Source organism: Nioella sp. MMSF_3534, from assembly GCF_030732985.1.
Taxonomy (GTDB): Bacteria; Pseudomonadota; Alphaproteobacteria; order Rhodobacterales; family Rhodobacteraceae; genus Nioella.
In genome coordinates, this window is the sequence record NZ_JASHJX010000004.1 from 119,864 (window position 1) to 140,551 (window position 20,688).

The 20,688-nt window shown below is 62.6% G+C and carries 15 protein-coding genes and 1 tRNA gene; 11 read left to right on the plus strand and 5 right to left on the minus strand.

Translation table 11 applies throughout. The features are described from left to right. Window positions 1-247 precede the first annotated feature (247 nt). Genes RBB16_RS03070 through RBB16_RS03085 form a run of 4 tightly spaced genes read left to right on the plus strand, consistent with a single transcriptional unit; the run spans window position 248 to window position 4,805 of the window. Window positions 248-1,201 carry an ABC transporter permease gene (locus RBB16_RS03070; protein ID WP_306044771.1) on the plus strand — a complete coding sequence of 318 codons (954 nt, stop codon included), beginning with the start codon at window positions 248-250 and terminating at the stop codon, window positions 1,199-1,201. Next, window positions 1,198-2,169 (plus strand): ABC transporter permease, encoded by a 972-nt coding sequence (locus RBB16_RS03075; protein WP_306044739.1) that lies wholly within the window; start codon window positions 1,198-1,200, stop codon window positions 2,167-2,169. The genes RBB16_RS03070 and RBB16_RS03075 overlap by 4 nt, the downstream gene beginning before the upstream one ends. Before the next feature lie 2 nt (window positions 2,170-2,171). Further along, a complete protein-coding gene (locus tag RBB16_RS03080; protein ID WP_306044740.1) occupies window positions 2,172-3,680 on the plus strand; it encodes a sugar ABC transporter ATP-binding protein in 1,509 nt (502 codons plus the stop codon). Window positions 3,681-3,689: 9 nt separating this feature from the next. Continuing rightward, a complete protein-coding gene (locus tag RBB16_RS03085) occupies window positions 3,690-4,805 on the plus strand; it encodes a Gfo/Idh/MocA family oxidoreductase (RefSeq protein WP_306044741.1) in 1,116 nt (371 codons plus the stop codon). On the opposite strand, the gene RBB16_RS03090 is transcribed toward RBB16_RS03085, so the two are convergent. The 4 genes from RBB16_RS03090 to RBB16_RS03105 form a co-directional block, all read right to left on the minus strand. Next, entirely contained in the window at window positions 4,795-6,543 is a 1,749-nt protein-coding gene (locus RBB16_RS03090; protein WP_306044742.1) for an extracellular solute-binding protein, read from the minus strand. The genes RBB16_RS03085 and RBB16_RS03090 overlap by 11 nt on opposite strands. A gap of 215 nt (window positions 6,544-6,758) precedes the next feature. Beyond that, window positions 6,759-11,297, minus strand: a complete 4,539-nt coding sequence (gene gltB / locus RBB16_RS03095; protein ID WP_306044743.1) for a glutamate synthase large subunit — start codon at window positions 11,295-11,297, stop codon at window positions 6,759-6,761. A gap of 64 nt (window positions 11,298-11,361) precedes the next feature. Next, entirely contained in the window at window positions 11,362-12,087 is a 726-nt protein-coding gene (locus RBB16_RS03100) for a hypothetical protein (RefSeq protein WP_306044744.1), read from the minus strand. A gap of 128 nt (window positions 12,088-12,215) precedes the next feature. Next, entirely contained in the window at window positions 12,216-13,649 is a 1,434-nt protein-coding gene (locus RBB16_RS03105; RefSeq protein WP_306044745.1) for an NAD(P)-dependent oxidoreductase, read from the minus strand. A gap of 232 nt (window positions 13,650-13,881) precedes the next feature. Here RBB16_RS03105 and RBB16_RS03110 point away from each other — a divergent pair, with 232 nt between their 5' ends. Next, window positions 13,882-14,685 carry an undecaprenyl-diphosphate phosphatase gene (locus tag RBB16_RS03110; protein ID WP_306044746.1) on the plus strand — a complete coding sequence of 268 codons (804 nt, stop codon included), beginning with the start codon at window positions 13,882-13,884 and terminating at the stop codon, window positions 14,683-14,685. Here the strand turns inward: RBB16_RS03110 and RBB16_RS03115 are convergent. Next, the gene (locus RBB16_RS03115; protein ID WP_306044747.1) at window positions 14,682-15,668 is read right to left on the minus strand and encodes a complex I NDUFA9 subunit family protein; all 987 of its coding nucleotides are present in this window, start codon (window positions 15,666-15,668) and stop codon (window positions 14,682-14,684) included. The genes RBB16_RS03110 and RBB16_RS03115 overlap by 4 nt on opposite strands. Window positions 15,669-15,847: 179 nt before the next feature. Here RBB16_RS03115 and RBB16_RS03120 point away from each other — a divergent pair. The 6 genes from RBB16_RS03120 to RBB16_RS03145 all read left to right on the plus strand — a co-directional run bounded on the left by RBB16_RS03120 (window position 15,848) and on the right by RBB16_RS03145 (window position 20,688). Further along, a tRNA-Leu gene (locus RBB16_RS03120) sits at window positions 15,848-15,934 on the plus strand. Between the two features lie 217 nt (window positions 15,935-16,151). Beyond that, entirely contained in the window at window positions 16,152-17,150 is a 999-nt protein-coding gene (locus RBB16_RS03125) for an AraC family transcriptional regulator (protein WP_306044748.1), read from the plus strand. Window positions 17,151-17,271: 121 nt separating this feature from the next. After that, a complete protein-coding gene (locus RBB16_RS03130; protein ID WP_306044749.1) occupies window positions 17,272-17,559 on the plus strand; it encodes a DUF1330 domain-containing protein in 288 nt (95 codons plus the stop codon). 185 nt (window positions 17,560-17,744) lie between these two features. Beyond that, the gene (locus RBB16_RS03135) at window positions 17,745-18,572 is read left to right on the plus strand and encodes an NAD(P)H-binding protein (RefSeq protein ID WP_306044750.1); all 828 of its coding nucleotides are present in this window, start codon (window positions 17,745-17,747) and stop codon (window positions 18,570-18,572) included. A gap of 65 nt (window positions 18,573-18,637) precedes the next feature. After that, entirely contained in the window at window positions 18,638-19,147 is a 510-nt protein-coding gene (locus tag RBB16_RS03140) for a DUF1772 domain-containing protein (protein WP_306044751.1), read from the plus strand. Between the two features lie 254 nt (window positions 19,148-19,401). After that, on the plus strand, window positions 19,402-20,688 hold the full coding sequence (locus RBB16_RS03145) for an MFS transporter (protein ID WP_306044752.1): 1,287 nt from the start codon (window positions 19,402-19,404) through the stop codon (window positions 20,686-20,688).

Below are 20,688 nucleotides of genomic sequence, written 5' to 3' on the forward strand. Positions count from 1 at the left end.
CTCGGTTTGCCCTTTGGCAACGGGGCGTCGCGGCCTGCGCCCTTTCAACACCCCTGATCATGAGCCGCGGGCGCAAGCGTTCAACGCGCGACATGTCCAAATCTGATTTTCTTGACCGCCCCTACGGGGGCTTCACGGGGACTTCATCGCGCCGCAGATCGGGGCCGAATAACCAGATTGGATTTATTGGCGCTGTCTGCGGGCCAAGCCCTTCGCCTACCGTTTGGGACAGGGAGGAATCGTGACAATGCAGACAGAGGTGAAGGCGTTCCTGCGTCGGCATGGGCTTTTGGCGGGGTTCGGGCTGTTCCTGATCTCGGTCGCCCTCAGCGCCGATGCGTTCCTGACGCCGGGCAACATTTTCGATGTCCTGAGACAGGTGTCGATCACGGGCGTCATGGCGGTCGGCGTCACCTTCGTGGTGATCACCGGGCGGCTGGATCTCTCGGTCGGATCGCTTCTGACCCTGCTGACGGTGATCGTGGTCGACCAACACAACACGTCCGGCCCGGCTATGGCCATCCTGATCACGCTCGCGGCGGGGATCGGGGTTGGCATGTTCAACGGCGTTCTTGTCGGGCTTGTCGGGCTGAACGCCCTGATCGTGACACTGGCGATGCTGTCCTTCCTGCAAGGGCTTGTCCTGTTCTATTCCGGCGGGTCGAACGTGAATGTCCAGAATGCGCAGACCACGTGGTTCGCGGTATTCGGGCGGCACGACCTGCTCGGCGTCCCGGTGCCCGCGCTGATCTTCCTCGTGACGGCAGTGATCGCGGCCTTCGTCCTGAACCGCACGGTTTTCGGCCGCCAGGTCTTTGCCGTGGGCGGCAATGAAACCGCCAGCCGCTTTTCCGGCATCGCGTCGCGCTGGACGGTGTTCTGGGCCTACGCGCTTTCCGGGCTGACCACGGCCATTGCCGCAGTCATCATGGGCAGCCGCGTGATGGGCGCGCAGAACACCATCGGTCAGGGATATGAGCTGACGGTTCTGGCGGGTGTGATCCTTGGCGGCACGTCGCTGCTTGGCGGGTCGGGCAGTATCTGGCGCACGGTTCTGGGCATCACCATGCTCGGATTTATCCAGAACGGACTGCTTCTGCTCGGCTTTCCCTATTACGTTCAGTGGCTCGTCACCTGGGCGGTCATCATCCTGGCGGTCTGGATCGACCTGGGCGCCAAACGCGGGAGGATCCTGGCATGAGCGCGACCACATCCATCACCAAGGCAGGCGGTCACAGCAGCGTCGCACGCCTGTTGATGCGCAACCACATCTGGGTGTTCCTGGCCCTGACCGTCGTGGTGTTTTCCGCCTCCAGCCCGTATTTTCTGACGGTCAACAACCTTGGCAACGTGCTGACGCAGGCGGCCTTCATCGGCATTCTAGCCATCGGCATGACCATGGTGATGATCGACGGGGAAATCGACCTGTCGGTCGGCGCGATCCTTGCGCTGGCCTCGGCGCTGGCCATCGGGTTGCAGGACCATATCGGCATTTGGCCCGCTGTCTTCGTGGGCTTGCTGTCGGGTGCCGCGCTTGGCTTTCTCAACGGGACTCTGGTGGCGCTGTCGGGGATGCATTCCTTCATCGTCACGCTTGGCGGGCTGATCGGCATCCGGGGGCTGGTCTTCATCTATACCGGCGAAGACGCCCTGATGGTCAGCGATTTCAGCTATACGGACTACCCCGAGATCTACCTTGGCCCGGTGTCCCTGACTGCGATGATCTTCATCGCACTGGCCCTGTTCTTCCAGTGGATTCTGTCCAGCACCCGCCACGGGCGTGAAACCTACGCCATCGGTGACAATATCGACGCGGCCCATGACGCAGGCATCAACATCAAGCGTCACAAGATCATCAACTTCACCCTCTGCGGCGCGCTTGCCGCCATCGCGGGTATTCTTCTGTCGATGCGCCTTGGCACGGCGGAGCCGAACGCGGGCAAGGTGTGGGAGCTGTGGACCATCATCGCCGTGGTGCTTGGCGGTACCCGGTTGCAGGGCGGCTATGGCAGCATGTGGATGACCATCGGAGGTGTGCTGACGCTGGCCGTTCTGCGCAACGGGCTCAGGCTGCTTAACACCCCGAATTACGTCGAGCTGATGGTGATGGGCACGGTCCTTGTCCTCGCGCTGCTGATCGACAAGCTTCTCAGCCGGCAGGAGGCATGACCATGGCGGACCCGATCCTGACCCTATCCGGCATCACCAAGACCTTCCCCGGCGTGATCGCGCTGGACAAGGTCAGCTTCGATGTGCGCCCCGGTGAAGTCCACGCGCTTGTGGGGGAAAACGGCGCGGGCAAGTCCACGCTGATGAAGGTGCTGGCCGGGCTCTATCACCCCGATGCGGGTGCAATCATCTACCAGGGCCAGCCCGTCCAGATCGACAATCCTTTGGCCGCGCGCGAAAAGGGCATCCTGCTGATCCATCAGGAACTGTCGCTGTCGCCGGAACTGTCGGTTGCCGAGAACATCTATCTGGGCGCGTGGCCGACAAATGCGCTTGGTGTGCTGAACAAACGCAAGCTGCGCCGCGATGCGCAGGCGGCGCTGGATGCAATGGGATGCAGCTTCGGCCCCGATGACCGCGTCGGCACGCTTTCGGTCGCCATGCAGCAGATGGTGGAAATCGCCCGGTCGCAGGCGTTCAGCGCCAATGTGGTGATCTTCGACGAACCCACGGCCTCGCTGACCGACACGGAAAAGGACCAGCTTTTCACCACCATCCGCGGGCTTCAGCGCCAAGGGGTGGGGATCGTCTATATCTCTCACAAGATGGATGAAATCTTCGAACTGACCGACCGCATCACGGTGCTGCGCGACGGCCAGGTGCAGGGCACCGTGACCACGAAAGAGACCGACGCCACCGCCGTCACCCGCATGATGATCGGCCGAACATTGGAGGCCTATTTTCACAAGGCCGACAGCACCTTCCGCGACGAGGTGCTGCGCGTCGAGGGCCTCAGCCTGAAAGGCCAGTTCGGGGATGTGAGCTTCTCCGTCCGGCAGGGCGAAGTGCTTGGCTTTTACGGGCTCGTCGGCGCGGGCCGGTCCGAGGTGGTCGAAACCCTCTTCGGTATCCGCAAGGCCGACCGGGGCACGTTGCGCTGGCAAGGCGCGGAAATCCCGCTGCCGACGCCCCGGCAGGCCATCGACCTGGGCATGGCGCTGGTCCCCGAAAGCCGCAAGGAACAGGGGCTTGTCCTGATGATGGGCGGGATGGAAAACACCACCCTGCCGCATCTGGCCAGCTACGCCCGCAGAACCGTCATGGACCGGGGCAAGGAACGTGCCACGTTCGATGAATACAAGGATGCGCTCTCGATCAAGACCACGGGGCCGGAGCAGCCGGTCTCCACGCTGTCCGGCGGCAACCAACAGAAATTCGTTCTGGCCAAATGGCTGTGTGCAGGGCCCAAGCTGATCATTCTCGATGAACCCACGCGGGGGATCGACGTGGGGTCGAAATCGGCCATCCACACGCTGATCGCGAACCTCGCGGAACGGGGTCTTGCCGTGATCGTGATCTCGTCCGAAATGCCCGAGGTCCTTGGCGTCAGCCACCGGGTGCTGGCCATGGCCGAGGGGCGATTGGTCGGTGAATTCGAGGGCGAGGAGATGACCGAGGAAAACCTGATCGACGCGGTGTCGCATCACCTGGCACGGCCAGCGGCGGAATAGGAGACCAATATGGGTAAGCAGGAGATTGGGATCGGTTTGGTCGGGTCCGGCTTCATGGGGCGCTGTCACGCCAATGCCTTCCGGGCCGTGGGCGGGCTTTTCGACCTGCCGCTGGACCCGAAGCTGAGCATTCTGGCGGACGCGACCGATGACCTCGCGCAGCGGGGCGCGGCGGCGCTTGGGTTCGCACGATCGACGTCCGACTGGCAGGCCCTTGTCGATGACCCCGAGGTCGGCATCGTGGCGATCACCGCGCCCAATGTGCTGCACGCGCCGATTGCGCTGGCGGCCATCGCGGCGGGCAAGACCGTCTATTGCGAAAAGCCGCTTTCGACCACCGCTGCCTCGGCGCTGGAGATGACCAAGGCCGCCGAGGCCGCAGGTGTCACCACGCTGGTCGGCTTCAACTTCCTGCGCAACCCGATGATACGCTTGGCACGGGACATCATCGCAAGCGGAGAGATCGGCGAGGTCACCGGCTTTCGCGGGCGTCACGCGGAAAACTACATGGCCAGTCCCGACGCGCCGCATTCCTTCCGCACCGATCCGGCGGGTGGCGGGGCGCTGGCCGATATCGGCAGCCATATCACCTCCATGGCGCGATTCCTCATTGGCCCGATCAGCGAAGTGCAGGCCGATTGCCGGACGATCTTCCCTACGCGCCCCGTTTCCCCGGGCAGCGCCGAACGCGCGCCCGTGAAGGTCGATGACATGACCCACGCCCTTCTGCGGTTTGAGAACGGCGCGGCGGGCAGCATCGAGGCGAACTGGGCCGCCACCGCCCGCACGATGGACCTGTCATGGGAGATCACCGGCACAAAAGGCGCGCTCGCCTTCAGCCAGGAAAACATGAACGAGCTTCTGCTCTGGTCCGGTGCGGCGGGGCGCAGCGGTTACACCCGGATCGAATCCGGCCCCGCGCATCCGCCATATGGCGCGTTCTGCCCCGCGCCGGGCCATCACCTCGGCTTCAACGATCTCAAGGTCATCGAAGTGGCGGAGCTGATCGCGGCCCATGCGGGGCAGGGTACTTGCGGTCCCGATTTCCGCGAAGCCTATGAGGTGCAACGCACCATCGAGGCGATGCAGGAAAGCGACCGGACGCGGGGTTGGGTCAGTCTCTGACAGCCTGATCCCGCACCATCGTCCTTTCACATCTGGCCTGCGCATCGCGCAACGCGGCACCCGGCTTCTTGTTGCGCAGCAGCATCGTGTGAATCTCTTCGCCAAGAATACGCACCAACGTGTTGAGCTGGGGCACCGCAGGCCGCGGCCATGTCTGCAACTGGCCCGCACGGGCCAGCTTGTCCACCGTGGCAATGACCGGGCGGTCATGGGCGACGGCGGGGTCGTTGCAGACGCTGAAACGCGAACTGACAAGGCTGCCATTCTCGATATAAAGCTTGGTCGCAGCGGCTGACGTCAGGGTCTGCGCTGCCTGCTTGACCGCCGCGAACCGGCTGTCCTTGAGGTTCGCGGGCAAACAGATATTCCACCCCCCAAGCGGCGCAATCGGGCGTTGGCCGGGGCCAGAGGGATGCGGCAGATACCCGGTCCGCCCACAGGCGGGCGAGGTCGGGTCGTTCTCGATGATCGGCAGGATCTGGGTGTAGCAATAGCCCATGGCCGCCTGTCCCTGAGCATAGCATTTGGCACGTTCATACCATGACATCTGCAAGACACTCGGGGGCGAATAGGTCAACAGCTCCACCAGAAACTCCGCAGCCTCCAGCGCCTTGGGCGCGGTCAGCATGGGGACGAGGTGTTCAGGCCCCAGATCCTGCCCGCGAAACCCGTCCCCCATTGGCGGCAGGTTCAGCACCGGCTGGCCGAAATCGGCCATCAGCATCATGAAGGTGGTGCCCACGGGCGTCCCCCGCGCGCCGTTCCAGCAAATGCCGCTGCGGTCAATCTCGGGGCGGTGAAGGGCGCGGGCACAATCGAGCATTTCAGCCAGCGTCGCGGGTGGGGCCAGGCCGGCCTCTGCGAACAGGTCGCTGCGATAGATGAACAGCTCTGGCGTGGTCTGCACCGGAAGACCGTAGAGCGTTTCGCCCCGTAGCGCGGTGGACAGCGCCTCGGGATGGAAATCCATGTACTCAAGGGAACTTCCCGGCCCCATCTGGTCTATCGGCCGGATTGCCCCGGCGCGGATCAGCTCTTCCATCCAGCACAGGTCGCAGGTGACGATGTCATAGCGCGACACCGGCCGCGTCATGTCTTCGAGGATTTCCTCGTGCAGCCGGTCGATGGACAACGCGCGCACCGAAAGCTCCACCCCGAAATGAAGCTCGAACTGGCGTTTGAGCTTCTGCATCGCCATGAAGGTGGCGTCGGCATGCAGCAGCACCCGCAACCCGCCGGGAAGGTCCAGCTTTTCCGACAGAACCGGTAAAGGGGCAACAGCGGCAGAGGACAGGTAGGAGGCACCGAAGAAATAGTCGGTATCCTCCTCCAGCCCGAACACGGTGCCAAGCAGGGCCTTCATCCGGCGCACATAGTTCAGCCACGCGTCGATCAGCAAGGGCGTGGGGTGCAGCGAAAAGGTCTTGCCGCTTTTCGTGCGCGGACGTTTCGTGATCAGGCCACGGTCGACCATGTCCTCGATCAGGCGATGCGCGGTTCCGCGCGCCAGCCCGGAACTGTCGATCAGCGACGAGGGCGTTTCCATGCGCCCCCGCAGGTGCGACCGGACAAGCTGCACCATGATCGGCACCTCGCGGGCGGGCATGTCGAGCCCGAGGCAATCCTGCGTTTCATCCAGAAAACGGCTGACGAAATCGAGAAAGCGGTCCAGTTCATGGCCCGACATGTCGCTGAAGAACCCGCCTTCGCGGACCCCGTGCCGTTCCGTGAGTTCCATTTTCGTCACTTTGTCGGCCCTCCCGTACCGGACCCTGTGCGATCATGGTACAGTACAGGTCGGATCAACGCCGGTCACGAGGTGGAAATTCCAGATTGGACAAATCGCGCCTGCGCATGCAGCACGCGATCAATGCCGCCCGGCCCCGCGTGGGGGCTCGGGCGGAAAACGCCGGTCAAGATTGGGGACTGCCCGGCCATTGGCCGGACGTCTGGTCACTCCGCCGGAACGGCCTTTTCCTCGATCCCGAGGGGATGGGAGATCTTGTTCAGCATCTCTTTCGGGCAGACCTGAAGGAAGTTCGCCTTCTCCTCCTCCCAGTGCTGAAGGATATCCGACGCCTTGCGCGATCCGGTCTCAGCCGCATGGCGCGCCACCAGCCCGTGCAGCTGGTCTTCCCAGTGATCGACCGTGACCGGGCAGGTCACCAATGTCTCAAGGTTCATGTTCTCCGGCGCTGTGCCGTCGGGATCGTAGAGATAGGCCATGCCGCCCGTCATCCCGGCCCCGAAATTGGCCCCGATGGATCCAAGGATCACCGCAACGCCACCGGTCATGTATTCACAACCGTTGGACCCGCAGCCTTCGATCACCACCTTGGCGCCAGAGTTCCGCACCCCGAACCGCTCCCCGGCGCGGCCAGCGGCGAAGAGATAGCCGTCGGTTGCGCCGTACAGAACGGTATTGCCGATGATCACGTTATCCTCAGCCTTTAGCGGGCTCACTTGTGCAGGCCGCACAACGATGGTGCCCCCTGACAGGCCCTTGCCCACGTAGTCATTGGCATCGCCCGACACTTCCAGCTTCAGCCCTGGCGCCGCAAAGGCCCCCAGAGACTGCCCGGCAGAGCCTTCCAGCTTCACCGTCAGGTGATCGGGCTGCAGCGCGTTGCGCATCCCAAAATTCTTGACGATATGACTGCTGGTCCGCGTGCCGATGGTGCGCAGGGTGTTCTGCACGGCGTAAGACAGCTGCATTTTCTCGCCATCCTCAAGGAAGCGGTGCGCATCCTTGACGATCTGCGCGTCCAGCGTGTCGGGCACTGCATTCCGTTCGCGGTAGCGGTCGTAGACGATGTTCTGCGACCCATCGACGGTGATCAGCAGCGGGTTGAGGTCGAGATCGTCCAGATGGGCGGATCCACGGCTGACCTGGCTCAGCAGATCGGCCCGGCCAATGACCTCATCCAGCGACCGCGCGCCGATAGCGGCCAGCAGTTCCCGCACTTCCTGCGCGTAGAAGGTGATCAGGTTCACCACCTTGTCGGCATTGCCGGTGAACTTGGCGCGCAGGCTTTCATCCTGCGTGCAGACGCCCACAGGACAGGTGTTCGACTGGCACTGGCGCACCATGATACAGCCCATGGCAATCAGCGCGGCGGTGCCGATGCCGTATTCCTCGGCCCCCATCATCGCGGCCATGACGATGTCACGTCCGGTCCGCAAACCGCCATCGGTGCGCAGCGTCACGCGGCCCCGCAGGTTGTTCATCGCCAGCACCTGATGCGCCTCGGTCAGGCCCATTTCCCAGGGCAGGCCCGCGAACTTGATCGAGGTTGCAGGCGATGCGCCCGTGCCACCGTTATGGCCGGAAATCAGGATGATATCGGCCTTGGCCTTGGCCACGCCGGCGGCGATGGTGCCGACGCCCGAAGACGCCACCAGTTTCACCGTCACCTTGCAGCGCGGGTTGATCTGCTTGAGGTCATAGATCAGCTGCGCCAGGTCCTCGATGGAATAGATATCGTGGTGCGGCGGCGGCGAAATCAGAGTCACGCCCTTGGTGGAATGGCGCAGCCGCGCAATCAGGTCGGTGACCTTCATGCCGGGCAACTGGCCACCCTCGCCGGGCTTGGCGCCCTGGGCGACCTTGATCTCCAGCTCTTCGCAGTGGTTCAGGTATTCGGCGGTCACGCCAAAGCGGCCCGACGCCACCTGCTTGATCTTGGCTGACGGGTTGTCGCCATTGGGTTCCGGCACGAAATGCGCCGGGTCTTCGCCACCCTCGCCACTGTCGGACTTCGCACCGATCCGGTTCATGGCGACGTTCAGCGTCTTGTGCGCCTCTGGGCTGAGCGCACCCAGGGACATGCCCGGCGTGACAAAGCGCTTGCGGATCGAGGTGATCGATTCCACCTCCTCGATCGGGATCGCCTTGCCAAGCGGTTTGATGTCCAGCAGGTCGCGCAGGTGGATGGGCGGGTTCGACCGCATCTTGGCCGAATACTGCTTCCACATCTCGTAGGACGCGGTGTTGCAGGCCATCTGCATCATATGCATCGTCTGCGCTTCCCAGGCGTGCTTTTCGCCGGACCGGCGCGCCTTGTAGAAACCGCCGATGGGCAGAATGTCGGTCTGGCTGAGCCAGCCCTTGGCGTGAACCTCTTCGGCCTTTTTCTGCAGACCGCTGACGCCAATGCCCGAGATGCGGGAAATCATGCCGGGGAAATATTCCGCCACCATGGCACGGGACAGGCCCACAGCCTCAAAGTTCAGACCGCCGCGATAGGACGAAATGACCGAGATCCCCATCTTGGCCATGATCTTCAACAGGCCCTGGTCGATCGCATTGCGATAGCGCGCCATGGCTTCGGTGAGGCTGCAATCCAGCAGGCCCCGTTCAATCCGGTCGGCAAGGCTGTCCTGCGCCAGATAGGCGTTCACGGTGGTTGCGCCCGCACCGATCAGCACGGCGAAGTAATGCGGGTCGATACACTCGGCAGACCGCACGTTGAGCGAACAGAAGGTCCGCAGGCCCTGTTTGGTCAGCCAGCTGTGCACGGCACTGGTCGCAAGAATCATCGGCATGGCGATGCGGTCTTCGTTCTGACCCCGGTCGGTCAGCACCAGATGGCCCGCGCCAGAGCGCACGGCATCTTCCGCCTCGCGCCGAATGCGCGCCAGTTCCTCGCGCAGCAGGCCCTGCCCGCCACCGGCGGGGAAGGTGCAGTCGATATTGACCACGCTGTCGCCAAACTGGGTCAGCAGCGCTTGGAACTGCGAATTGGTCACGAACGGGCTTTCCAGCACCAGAATCTCGGTCTGGCTGCTGTCCTCGTCCAGCACGTTCTTGAGGTTGCCGAAGCGGGTCTTCAGGCTCATCACCCGGTATTCGCGAAGCGAGTCGATGGGCGGGTTCGTCACCTGGCTGAAGTTCTGGCGGAAGAAGTGGCTCAGTGGCCGATACTGTTTCGACAGCACGGCAGAGGGCGTGTCATCACCCATCGAGGCCAGCGTTTCCTTGCCATCCTCGGCCATGGGCGCAAGGATCTGTTCCAGCTCTTCGATGCTGTAGCCCGCCGCGATCTGGCGCTGGCGCAGCTCGTGCCCGTTGAACGCCGCCGATTCCGTCAGCCCCTCGGTCTGTTCGCCAAGATCAACGACCTTCTCCACCCAATCGCCAAAGGGGCGGCTGGCGGCCAGCGCGTCCTTCATCTCGGTATCGTGGTAAAGCTTCGCCTCGGCCATATCGACGGCAATCATCTGCCCCGGACCAAGCGCGCCCTTCTCGACCAGACCGGCCTCGTTCACCGGCACCATCCCGGCCTCGGACCCTGCGATCAGCAGCCCCTCACCGGTTACCACGTAACGCATCGGGCGCAGCCCGTTCCGGTCCAGCCCGGCACAGACCCACCGGCCATCGGTCATGGCCAGCGCGGCGGGGCCGTCCCACGGCTCCATCACGCTGTTGCAATAGGCGTACATATCGCGCCACGCCTCGGGCAGTTCGGTCGAGGTCTTGGACCAGGCCTCTGGCACCAGCATGGTCTTGGCCATGGGCGCATTGCGGCCTGCACGGACCAGCACTTCGAACACGGAATCGAGCGCGGCAGAGTCCGACGACCCGCCCGCCACGATGGGTTTGATATCCTCGGCAAGCTCCCCGAAATAGGACGACGCCATGCGGATCTCATGGCTCTTCATCCAGTTCAGGTTGCCCTTCAGCGTGTTGATCTCGCCGTTATGGGCAAGCATGCGGAAGGGCTGCGCCAGCCACCATTGCGGGAAGGTGTTGGTCGAATAGCGCTGGTGATAGATCGCAAAGGCGCTTTCGAACCGCTCGTCCTGAAGGTCGGGATAGAACTCGCTGACTTGCTCGGCCAGCATCATGCCCTTGTAGATGATCGACCGGCAGGACAGCGAACACAGGTAAAGCCCGCTGATCCCGGCGGCGGCAGCCGCCTTTTCGATCCGGCGGCGGATGACGTAAAGCTCCCGCTCGAACGTTTCCTCGTCCACGCCCTTGGAGTTGGAAATCAGGATCTGCTCGATCTCGGGCCGGGTCGCGTTGGCTTTTTCGCCAAGGCAGGTCACATCCACCGGCACATGACGCCAGCCATAGATGTAATAGCCCATCCGCAGCACTTCGCTTTCCACGATGGTCCGGCAGGTTTCCTGCGCCCCGAAATCGCTGCGCGGCAGGAAGACCTGACCAACCGCCATCAGCGCATCCATATCCGGCTCATGGCCCGTGCGGCGAATCTGGTCATAGAAGAACGAGGCCGGGATCTGCACATGGATGCCCGCGCCATCGCCGGTCTTGCCGTCGGCATCGACAGCCCCCCGGTGCCAGATCGCCTTCAGCGCGGTGATGCCCGCCTCGACCACCTGGCGGCTCGGCTTCCCGTCCAGCGACACGACAAGGCCCACACCGCAGGAGGAATGCTCTTCCTCCTCGATATACATGCCGTTCTCGGCCATCCACTTGCGCTTGGCCTCTTCGGCGGCGACCCAAGATGCATCGAATTTGGTCATTGAGGCTCTCCTTTCACGGGGGATCGGGCCGCGGCCCGTCCAATCATCTGCTGTGCGCGGGTGGTCATGACATCATGTCCCCGCAATCATAAAGCGGCGTCGCGCTCAGAAAGCCCGGCTCGCCGGGTTCTGCGAAATCCATGGGCGAGTTGTCACTTTCGCGCGTTTCGCCATTGGGCAGGGTCGTCACCTCAACTCCGCCAAAGAACATCCGCCAGTCTTCGCTGACGAACTGGCCGCCCTCGACGCGGCGCGGGCCTTCGCCCAGGTCGTATTCATAGGAAAACTGGGTGCGGTTCAGGATGCGCCCGTCGATTTCCACGGTTTCGCCGGTCAGCCGGTCGAATCCGGTATAGTCGCGCTGAATGCGCTGACCCGCACCGTTTTCGTGGATGGTCGAGAAAGACATGGAATCGGTGCCGGTTGCAAAGAGATCGGTGATCGAAGCGGGATCGTCCTCTGGCTGGATCAGCGTGTTCTGGGCACCGCTGCGCAATTCATAGGACAGCAGCCAGCGGAACTCGGCATCGGTGAAGGAAAGGTAGAAGGGCCCATCCTCATCCATCGACAACCGCCAATGCGTGCCTTCGGGGTCGCCTTCACAGGTCCAGTTATGGGACACCACGCAGCCGCGCGATTGCGTCGTCAGAAAGGCGGTGCATCCGGGCGGTGGCGTTACCGTCGGGCCTTGCTGTGCGTGGACCGGCATGGGTGCCAGAACGGCCGTTCCCACAGCGACCGAAACGGTAAACGCGGTGGTGAGGAGGTAACGATTGATCAAGCATACCATGTCAGCAGTCCTTCCCTAATTCCGTTCGGCTCCGAGCCGTGTGTCTTCAAATTCCGTATCCTTTCTGCACAGGGGGTGTACGGGGGGTGTACAGGGGGTGTACGCGTGGCACCCCCCATGTTTTCGGCCTATTCCGCCGCCACACCCGCGCTTGCGGCAATTTTCGACAGGATGTCCTCTGCCGCCTCGCGCCCGTCCCGAATGGCCCAGACCACAAGGCTTGCCCCGCGCTGGATATCGCCCACAGCATAGACGCCCGGCAGGTTGGTTTCATGGGTGCGGAAGTCGGCCTTGACGGTGCCCCAACGGGTCACTTCCAGCTCTGGCGTGTTCCACAGCGCGGGCAGATCCTCGGGCTCGAACCCGAGCGCCTTGATCACCAGATCGGCCTCTTCCACATAGTCGGCGCCGTCCACCACTTCGGGGCTGCGGCGCCCGGATGCGTCGGGCTGGCCAAGACGCATCTGCTGCACCATGACGCCGCTCACCGGGTCGCCCGAGAAGCCCTTGGGCGCGGTCAGCCAGACGAACTCGACGCCCTCTTCCTCGGCATTCTGCACCTCGCGCTGAGAGCCAGGCATATTGGCCCGGTCGCGCCGATAGAGGCATTTCACGCTTTCCGCACCCTGCCGGATCGCGGTGCGCACGCAGTCCATCGCGGTATCGCCGCCGCCAATCACGACGACCTTCTTGCCTTCGGCGTTCAGCTCGCCCGACTCGAATTCCGGCACGCTGTCGCCGAAGCTCAGGCGATTGGATGCGGTCAGGTAGTCAATCGCATTGACGATCCCGGCAGCACCCGAACCGGGGCCAGCCAGATCGCGGGTCTTGTAGACGCCTGTGGCGATGACCACGAAATCATGCTTCTCGCGGATCTCGGCAAAGCTGATGTCGTCGCCCACGGTGCAGTTCATCACGAAGGTGATCCCGCCCGCCTCCAGTTGCTGGTTGCGGCGCATGACCACGTCTTTTTCAAGCTTGAAGCCGGGAATGCCATAAGTCAGCAACCCGCCCGCTCGGTCATAGCGGTCATAGACCGTGACCTGCAGCCCGGCGCGGCGCAGCATGTCGGCAGCAGCCAGACCACCGGGGCCCGCGCCGATGATGCCCACGCTTTCAGGGCGTTCCTGCGCAGGGCTGATCGGCTTGACCCAACCCTGTTCCCACGCGGTATCGGTGATGTATTTCTCAACCGAGCCGATGGTCACGGTGCCATGGCCCGACTGTTCGATCACGCAGTTGCCTTCACACAGACGGTCCTGCGGGCAGATGCGGCCGCAAATCTCGGGGAAGGTGTTGGTCGCCTGGCTGATCTCGTAGGCTTCCTGCAACCGACCCGTCGCGGTCAGGCGCAGCCAGTCGGGGATGTTGTTGTGCAGCGGGCAATGGGACTGGCAATAGGGCACGCCGCACTGGCTGCACCGGCTGGCCTGTTCCTCTGCCTTGGCGGCGGCGTATTCGCCGTAGATCTCGTTGAAATCATGCGCGCGCTCCTTGGCAGAGCGTTTCTCGGGCATGGACTTGCCCACGGTCACGAATTTCAGCATCTTCTCAACAGCCATGGCGTGCCTTTCCGGTTCCTTTAGGATCAGCTAGGAAGGCCCCTATAACCAAGCTCTCAGGACATGAAAAGACAGCAATGCTGACCTATTATCCAGAAAACAGCGTTGCCAACATGCCTTGCGGTCGCCATGCTTGCGAATATAGGTCATCAACACTGACATACAAATTGAAAAACAACGTTTTTTCAAATAGCTGCATGCTCATCTCTCAGCCGGCGCACGGACCGCGACTATGACACTGTTTCATTTATTTATCGTTGCCGTGATCCAGGGCCTGACAGAATTCCTGCCGGTCTCTTCCTCCGGGCACCTGATTCTCCTGCCCGAACTGACGGGCATGGCGGACCAGGGTCAGGTGATCGACGTCGCCGTTCACGTCGGAACGCTCGGGGCCGTGGTGCTCTATTTCTGGCGCGATGTAAGGGCGGCGGTAATCGGGTTGGGTCACCTTGCTACCGCGCGGCGCAATACTGGCGAGGCCCGGTTGGCGCTTGGCCTGATCCTCGCGACAATCCCCGTCATCCTCTTCGGGCTGGCCCTGAAACTCACCGGTCTGGACGACTCGCTGCGTTCCATGACCGTGATCGGCTGGACCATGCTGGTCTTTGGGCTGGTGTTATACTGGGCCGACCAAAAGGGGGAGGAGGTTCTGGATGCCAAGACTTGGACCCTGCGCCATGCGCTGATCATGGGCCTCTGGCAGGCGATTGCCCTGATCCCCGGCACTTCCCGGTCAGGCATCACCATCACCGCAGCCCGGTATCTGGGATATGAACGCCACGACGCCGCGCGCCTGTCGATGCTGATGTCGATCCCGACGATCCTGGCCTCGGGCGTTCTACTTGGCGCGGAAGTCATTGCCACGGCGGACGCAGAGGCCGCAAGGAACGGCGCGATTGCCGCGGCCATGGCCTTCGTTGCGGCACTGGCGGCGCTGACCTTCATGATGCGCCTGCTGCGCAGCGTCAGCTTCACCCCATATGTGATCTACAGGGTAATCCTTGGCGTGATCCTGCTGGTGATCGCCTACACTTAGGTGTTGCGCAGGTTGCGGGCGCTGTCCTGAAGGGCGGAATACTGGCCACCGGGGCGATAGACCCAGAGGTATTCCGCCAGAACCGCGTCCATATCGGTGGGGTCGATTCCCAGATCGGCAAATCCTTTGGCCCCCTCCGACACCACATTGTCGCGGCGCAGCTGGCGCAGCTGATCGCGGGTCAGGATACCGTTGTGGATCAGCCCCACGGTCAGCGCCTGCATCGCGCCAAAGCCGAAGGCCATAATCGAGCCAACCCAGAACGGCAGGTTCACGATCAACCGGCGGCGGCGGATCACCCCCAGCATCTTGACCATCAGGTCATGCAGGGATTCCACATCGGGGCCACCCAGTTCGTAGATCCCGGCCTCGGCCTGTCCCAGCACACCGGCAACAGCGGCCTTGGCCACGTCATCGACATAGACCGGCTGGAAGCGCGAATTGCCACCGACCAGCGGCAGCACCGGGCCAAACTTGGTCATCTTGGCGAAGCGGTTGAAGAACTCGTCCTCGGTTCCGAAAATGACCGAGGGGCGCAGGATCACGGCACCGGGGAAATGCTCTGTTACGGCGGCTTCACCCTCGGCCTTGCTGCGGGCATAGTCGCTGTCGGACTCGGCATCGGCCCCGATGGCGGACAGATGCACCAACTGACCAACACCGGCCTCAGCCGCCAAACGCGCAATTCGCGCCGCGCCCTCGGTCTGAACGGCCTCAAAGCTGTTCTTGCCCCGCTCGGTCAGGACGCCCACGCAGTTCACCACCGCATCGGCCCCGGCAATCGCAGCGGCAACCGAGGCATCGTCGCGGATATTGGCCAGAATCGGCTCCACCTGACCAACGGCGCCATAGGGACGCACGAAAATCGCTTCATTCGGGCGGCGCACGGCGACGCGCACGCGCCAGCCTTCCCTGGCCATGCGGCGCGCGATGTAGCGGCCCACGAATCCAGACCCGCCAAAGATGGTCACGAGTTTCGACATGCCTTGTCCCTCCGGTCTCGAGTTAGCGCCCGTGATACGCGGCCAAACCTTGCAGGACAAGGCGCAAATCGTCCCGGCAAGGGGCGGCAGAACCGCCCGCCCGACAAGAAATCATTTTTTTGCATCGAGGCCCGTTGACAGTCCCCGGCAGTGGCGATATCTGCCCCGTCACGACACCTGCCCAGGTGGCGGAATTGGTAGACGCGCTGGCTTCAGGTGCCAGTGACCGCAAGGTCGTGGAGGTTCGAGTCCTCTCCTGGGCACCAAAATCCCCCAAGAAATTCTTGCATTAGATGCGTGACGTTAGGCGTTGCTTGTCTGTCCCCCTTGCATCCGCCTTCGTACACATGTCTCGCGCGGGAATCCTGCGCGCCGGATGCGCAAGCAGTTCCAATTGCCGCCGCCGGCTATTGGAATGCAGCCAATGAGTGCCGCGCTTTCGCCAGGCTTGGATCGCGCTTCAGACCGGATTAGTCTTGCGCCATGGGTCAGGTAACGTCTCTTTTTGCCAGAAAGGTTGTGGGCGTCGCGGGCAATGCCGTCGATGCCCGGGCGGTGCTGGACTCCGTCGGTCTGGATGTCGATGGCCCGCTGGATCCCAAGCACATGCTCGATGACGATGATTATTACGGCATGATCGAGCTGATGGCCGAGCAAATGGATATAACGCCTTTGCCATTGATTGTTGGCGAGGCGATGCGAACCGACGAGTACGGCGCGCTTGGCCTTGCGTGGAAGGCTGCGCCCAATTTGCTTGGCTCTTTCTCTCGTGTGGCAAGATATTGGCGCCTCTGGACCAGTGTCACGCAATACGAGTTGATGCAGACATCTCGGGGAATGCTGTTTGTGCAGCGTCGGGAAGGTCTCCGCCGACTCGGCCTGCGCATTTCGGTTGAGGCCACAATGGCGAGTGCCGTCTCGCTCGGCCGGCAGGTATCGCCGCGCCCGTTTTCACCGATCGAAGTCTGTTTCCGGCATCCGGCACCAAGGACAATCGAACATCACGAAGCCTATTTCGGCTGTCCGGTGTTTTTCGGTGCGGACAGGGATGCAATGCTTCTGTCCCATCAGTCTCTTTCCGAGCCGAATATCCTTGGGGATGAAGGCATCACGGCGTTTCTCGTTTCTCACCTTGATCAGGAACTTGCGCAGATCGACGATACGCCCGCCTTGCATACACAGACCAAAGGCGAAATTGCCCGCGCACTGAGTGAAGGCCTGCCCAAGATGGGAGATATCGCGCGCAGGCTGGGCCTGAGCGCCCGATCCTTTCACCGACGCCTTGCCGAACATGGTCTCAGCTTTCAGACCCTGACCGAAGAAACCCGGCGCGAGATCGCCACGGCCATGCTGCAAGAAGAACGCTATTCGCTGTCCGAGATCGCGTTCCTCACCGGGTATTCCGAGCAAAGCGCCTTCAACCGCGCCTTCAAGCGATGGATGGGCGTGACCCCGGCGACCTATCGGAAATCTCTTGGCTAGGGGCCTTGCGAGACGCCGCATTGGCGGCGGATGTCAAAACCTTGGCAGCCGCGGTGAATACCGGTGCCCCTCGGGCGGTCTAATCCCTGGTCATCATCAGCTTGATCCAAGGAGACAGAACATGACCGCACTTATCGTTGCACGTTTCGACGTAAAGAATGCCGACAAGATGGATGCCTATGCCACTGCGGCGGGTCCGACCGTGCTTGCCCATGGGGGTGAGTTTGTTGCCATTGGCGACAAGGTCAGTGCGCTGGTCGGGGACGAGGAAAAGCACTCCATCGCCATTGTAAGCTTTCCCGACGCCGCCACGGCCAAGACATGGTTTGCCTCGCCTGAATACACCGCCTGCAAGCCTCTGCGTGAAGAAGCCGCGGACATGCAATTCACGCTGTATGAAACCGAATGACCACATCAGATCAGAGTGACCGAGAAAGACGGCGTTGGGCATTCCAGCGCCGTTTTTCGTTTGCGGCAACATCCTGCCCGCGATCCGATTGGCAGCGGATGTCAAAACCATGGCAGGCGCAGTCAATACCCGCAGCCCCTGTCTTTCTAAACCTTGGTCATCAACCAGACCCAAGGAGACAGAACATGACTGACCAACCCATTCTCGTTATCGGTGCAACCGGAAAAACCGGCTCCCGCGTTGCCAGCAAGCTCGAAGCCAAAGGCGTTGCCGTTCGGCGCGGTGCCCGGCGGTCCGAGACCCCCTTCGATTGGGAAGACCCAGCCACATGGGCACCCGTTCTGGCTGGCGTTTCCAAGGCCTATGTCACCTATTTCCCCGACCTGGCCTTCCCGGGTGCTGTCGAGAAGCTGGAGGCCTTTACCAAGGTTGCACGCGAAAGCGGGCTTCAGCATATCGTCCTGCTGTCCGGCCGCGGCGAGCATTTCGCCACCCTGGGCGAAGAGATCGTCCGCAATTCGGGCCTGCCCTATACCATCGTGCGGGCGGCCTGGTTCGCGCAGAATTTCAGCGAAGGATATCTGCGTGACCCGATCCTGGGCGGCGTGCTGCCAATGCCCGGCGGTGACATCCAAGAGCCCATCATCGACATTGACGACATCGCCGACGTGGTGGTCGCGGCCCTGACGGAAGACGGGCATATCGGCGAGCGCTACGAAGTCACCGGCCCGCGCCTGATGACATTCGCCGAGATGGCCGAGGTGCTGTCCACGACGCTGGATCGTCACATCCAGCATATCCCGATTACGTTTGAAGACTTTCACGCCAATGTCGCGGCCGCCGGTGGCGACTTCGTGGGCGAGGTCTTTACGCAGATCGCCCGCGAAACGCTGGATGGACGTAACGCCCACACGGCAGATGGTGTCGAGCGCGCCCTGGGACGCAAGCCTCGCGACTTCACCGAATTTGCGCAGACCGCAATGACCGCAGGCGCCTGGTCTGCCGCCGCCTGACCCTCACAATTCGCGGCTGGAGGCATCGCTGTCCCGCCGCGCCACCCCAATCAGGAGTTCCGACAATGTCGACTGCTTTCTACTTTCTCATGCAATTCTCAATCCTCGCCTATGCCCTCGTGGGCGGCGTGTTTCTGGCCTTTTCCGATTTCATCATGCGGTCGCTCGCGCAGACCGGCGGCCATGGCGGCGTCGAGGCCATGCAAGTCATCAATCGCGAAGTGTTTCGCTGGGTCTTCATGACGCTGTTTCTAGGCATGGCTGCCGTTTCGGTCGCCGTCGCGGCCTATGGCGGCTTTGGGCTCACTGGCCCGGCGGGGGCGCTGATCATGACGGCCGGGCTGGTCTACCTGATCGGATGTTTCGGCGTCACGGTTTTCTTCAACGTTCCCATGAACGAAGCCCTTGCCGGTATGGAGACGACGTCGGGCACCGCACGCGAGTACTGGATGCAGACCTACGTGCCGCGCTGGACCTTCTGGAACTCCGTTCGGACGGTTGCCTGCGTTGTGTCCGCCGCGCTGCTTCTTCTGGGGCTACTCTGGATGACCCAATCGCAATCAACGACCGCGTGATGCGCATTCTCAACGCGGCAGTGCGTGCCGTTCACGCGCTGCCCGAATACTCCGTGTGACAGGAAGCAAGAGCACCACAGGCGGGGGCACCACGCACATGAAGATTCAGGAAAGGGTCAAGACCTTCGTGCTGCTGGTCAGGGTCTTTCATGTCATGGCGTTCGGAAGTCTGATCTTCAACTTGGAAAGCTGATTGACACAACACCGTGACGGCTCTTCTTTCCCCAAACCTCGAATGGCCCTAGTCTGACCCCATGTATCGCCAGCTCGTTCCCATCAGTGCCCTCCTTCTCGGTTCGGCCCTTCTGCTTTTCGCGGGTGGCATCAACAGCCTGATCCTGCCCGTGCGCGGGTCCGAGGAAGGATTCTCGGCCACCGCGCTTGGCTTTCTGGGCACCGGTTGGGCCATAGGCTATGTGCTTGGCTGTCTCTATATCCCGAGGCTGGTGGCCTCGGTCGGCCATATCCGCACCTTCGGCGTCATGTGCGCCTGTGCCTCCGTCGCGATTCTCAGCCAGGCTCTGGTGGTCGAGGCCTGGGCCTGGATCCCGACCCGCGCGGTGTCGGGTTTCAGCTTCGCCGGGGCGGCGATGATCGTGGAAAGCTGGCTCAATGACCGGGCCGAACCGACCACGCGGGGCCGCATCTTCGCGATCTATTCCATGGTCAACCTTGCCGCCAGTACCGCAGGCCAGATGGTCATCGCACTGGGCGATACCAGCGGCTTCCTGTTCTTCGCGCTTGGCGCGATGGTCTACAGCCTTGCGCTGATCCCCACGGCAATCTCCACCTCTCAAAGTCCGGTGCCGCTGACCACGGTCCGGCTGGATCTGCGGGTGCTGTGGAACAACTCGCCCGTTGCGGTGGTGGCGGTGTTCCTTGTGGGCATCTCCAACAGCGCCTTTGGCACCTTGTCCGCCGTCTATGCCGACCGGGTGGGGCTGGACCTGTCGTCCATCGCGCTCTTTGCCAGCCTGCCCATCCTGGCCGGGGCGGTGGCGCAGATTCCCTTCGGGATCTTCTCGGACCGGATGGACCGGCGCAAGGTTCTGGTGGCGACCGCGCTGCTGGCGCTGGCCGCCGACATCACCTTCACGGCGCTGCAACCCGAGGGCCAGATCCTGAACCTCGTGCTGGCCAGCGTCTTTGGCGCGGCGATCTTCGCGATGTATCCGATCATCGTCGCCCATGCCAATGACCACGCGCCACCGGGCACCTCGATCCAGGTCTCTGGCGGGCTTCTGATGGTCTATGGCATCGGTGCCATTGTCGGGCCGCTGATCGCGGGCCAGATCATGGACCCGTTCGGCCCGCGCGGCCTGTTCATGACCACCATCGCCGCGCATGTGGTGATGATCGCCTTCACGCTCTGGCGGATCAGCCGTCGCGCCGCCGTGGCCGAGGCCGACAAGGGCGATTTCCATGCCAGCATGCCCGCCCGCATCGCCACCCCGGAAACTGCCGCGCTTCAGGAAGGCGAGGACGAGGCCGAGCCGCTTGCGCCCCAAGCCGGGGATGAGTCGGAGAACGATCTGTCCTGA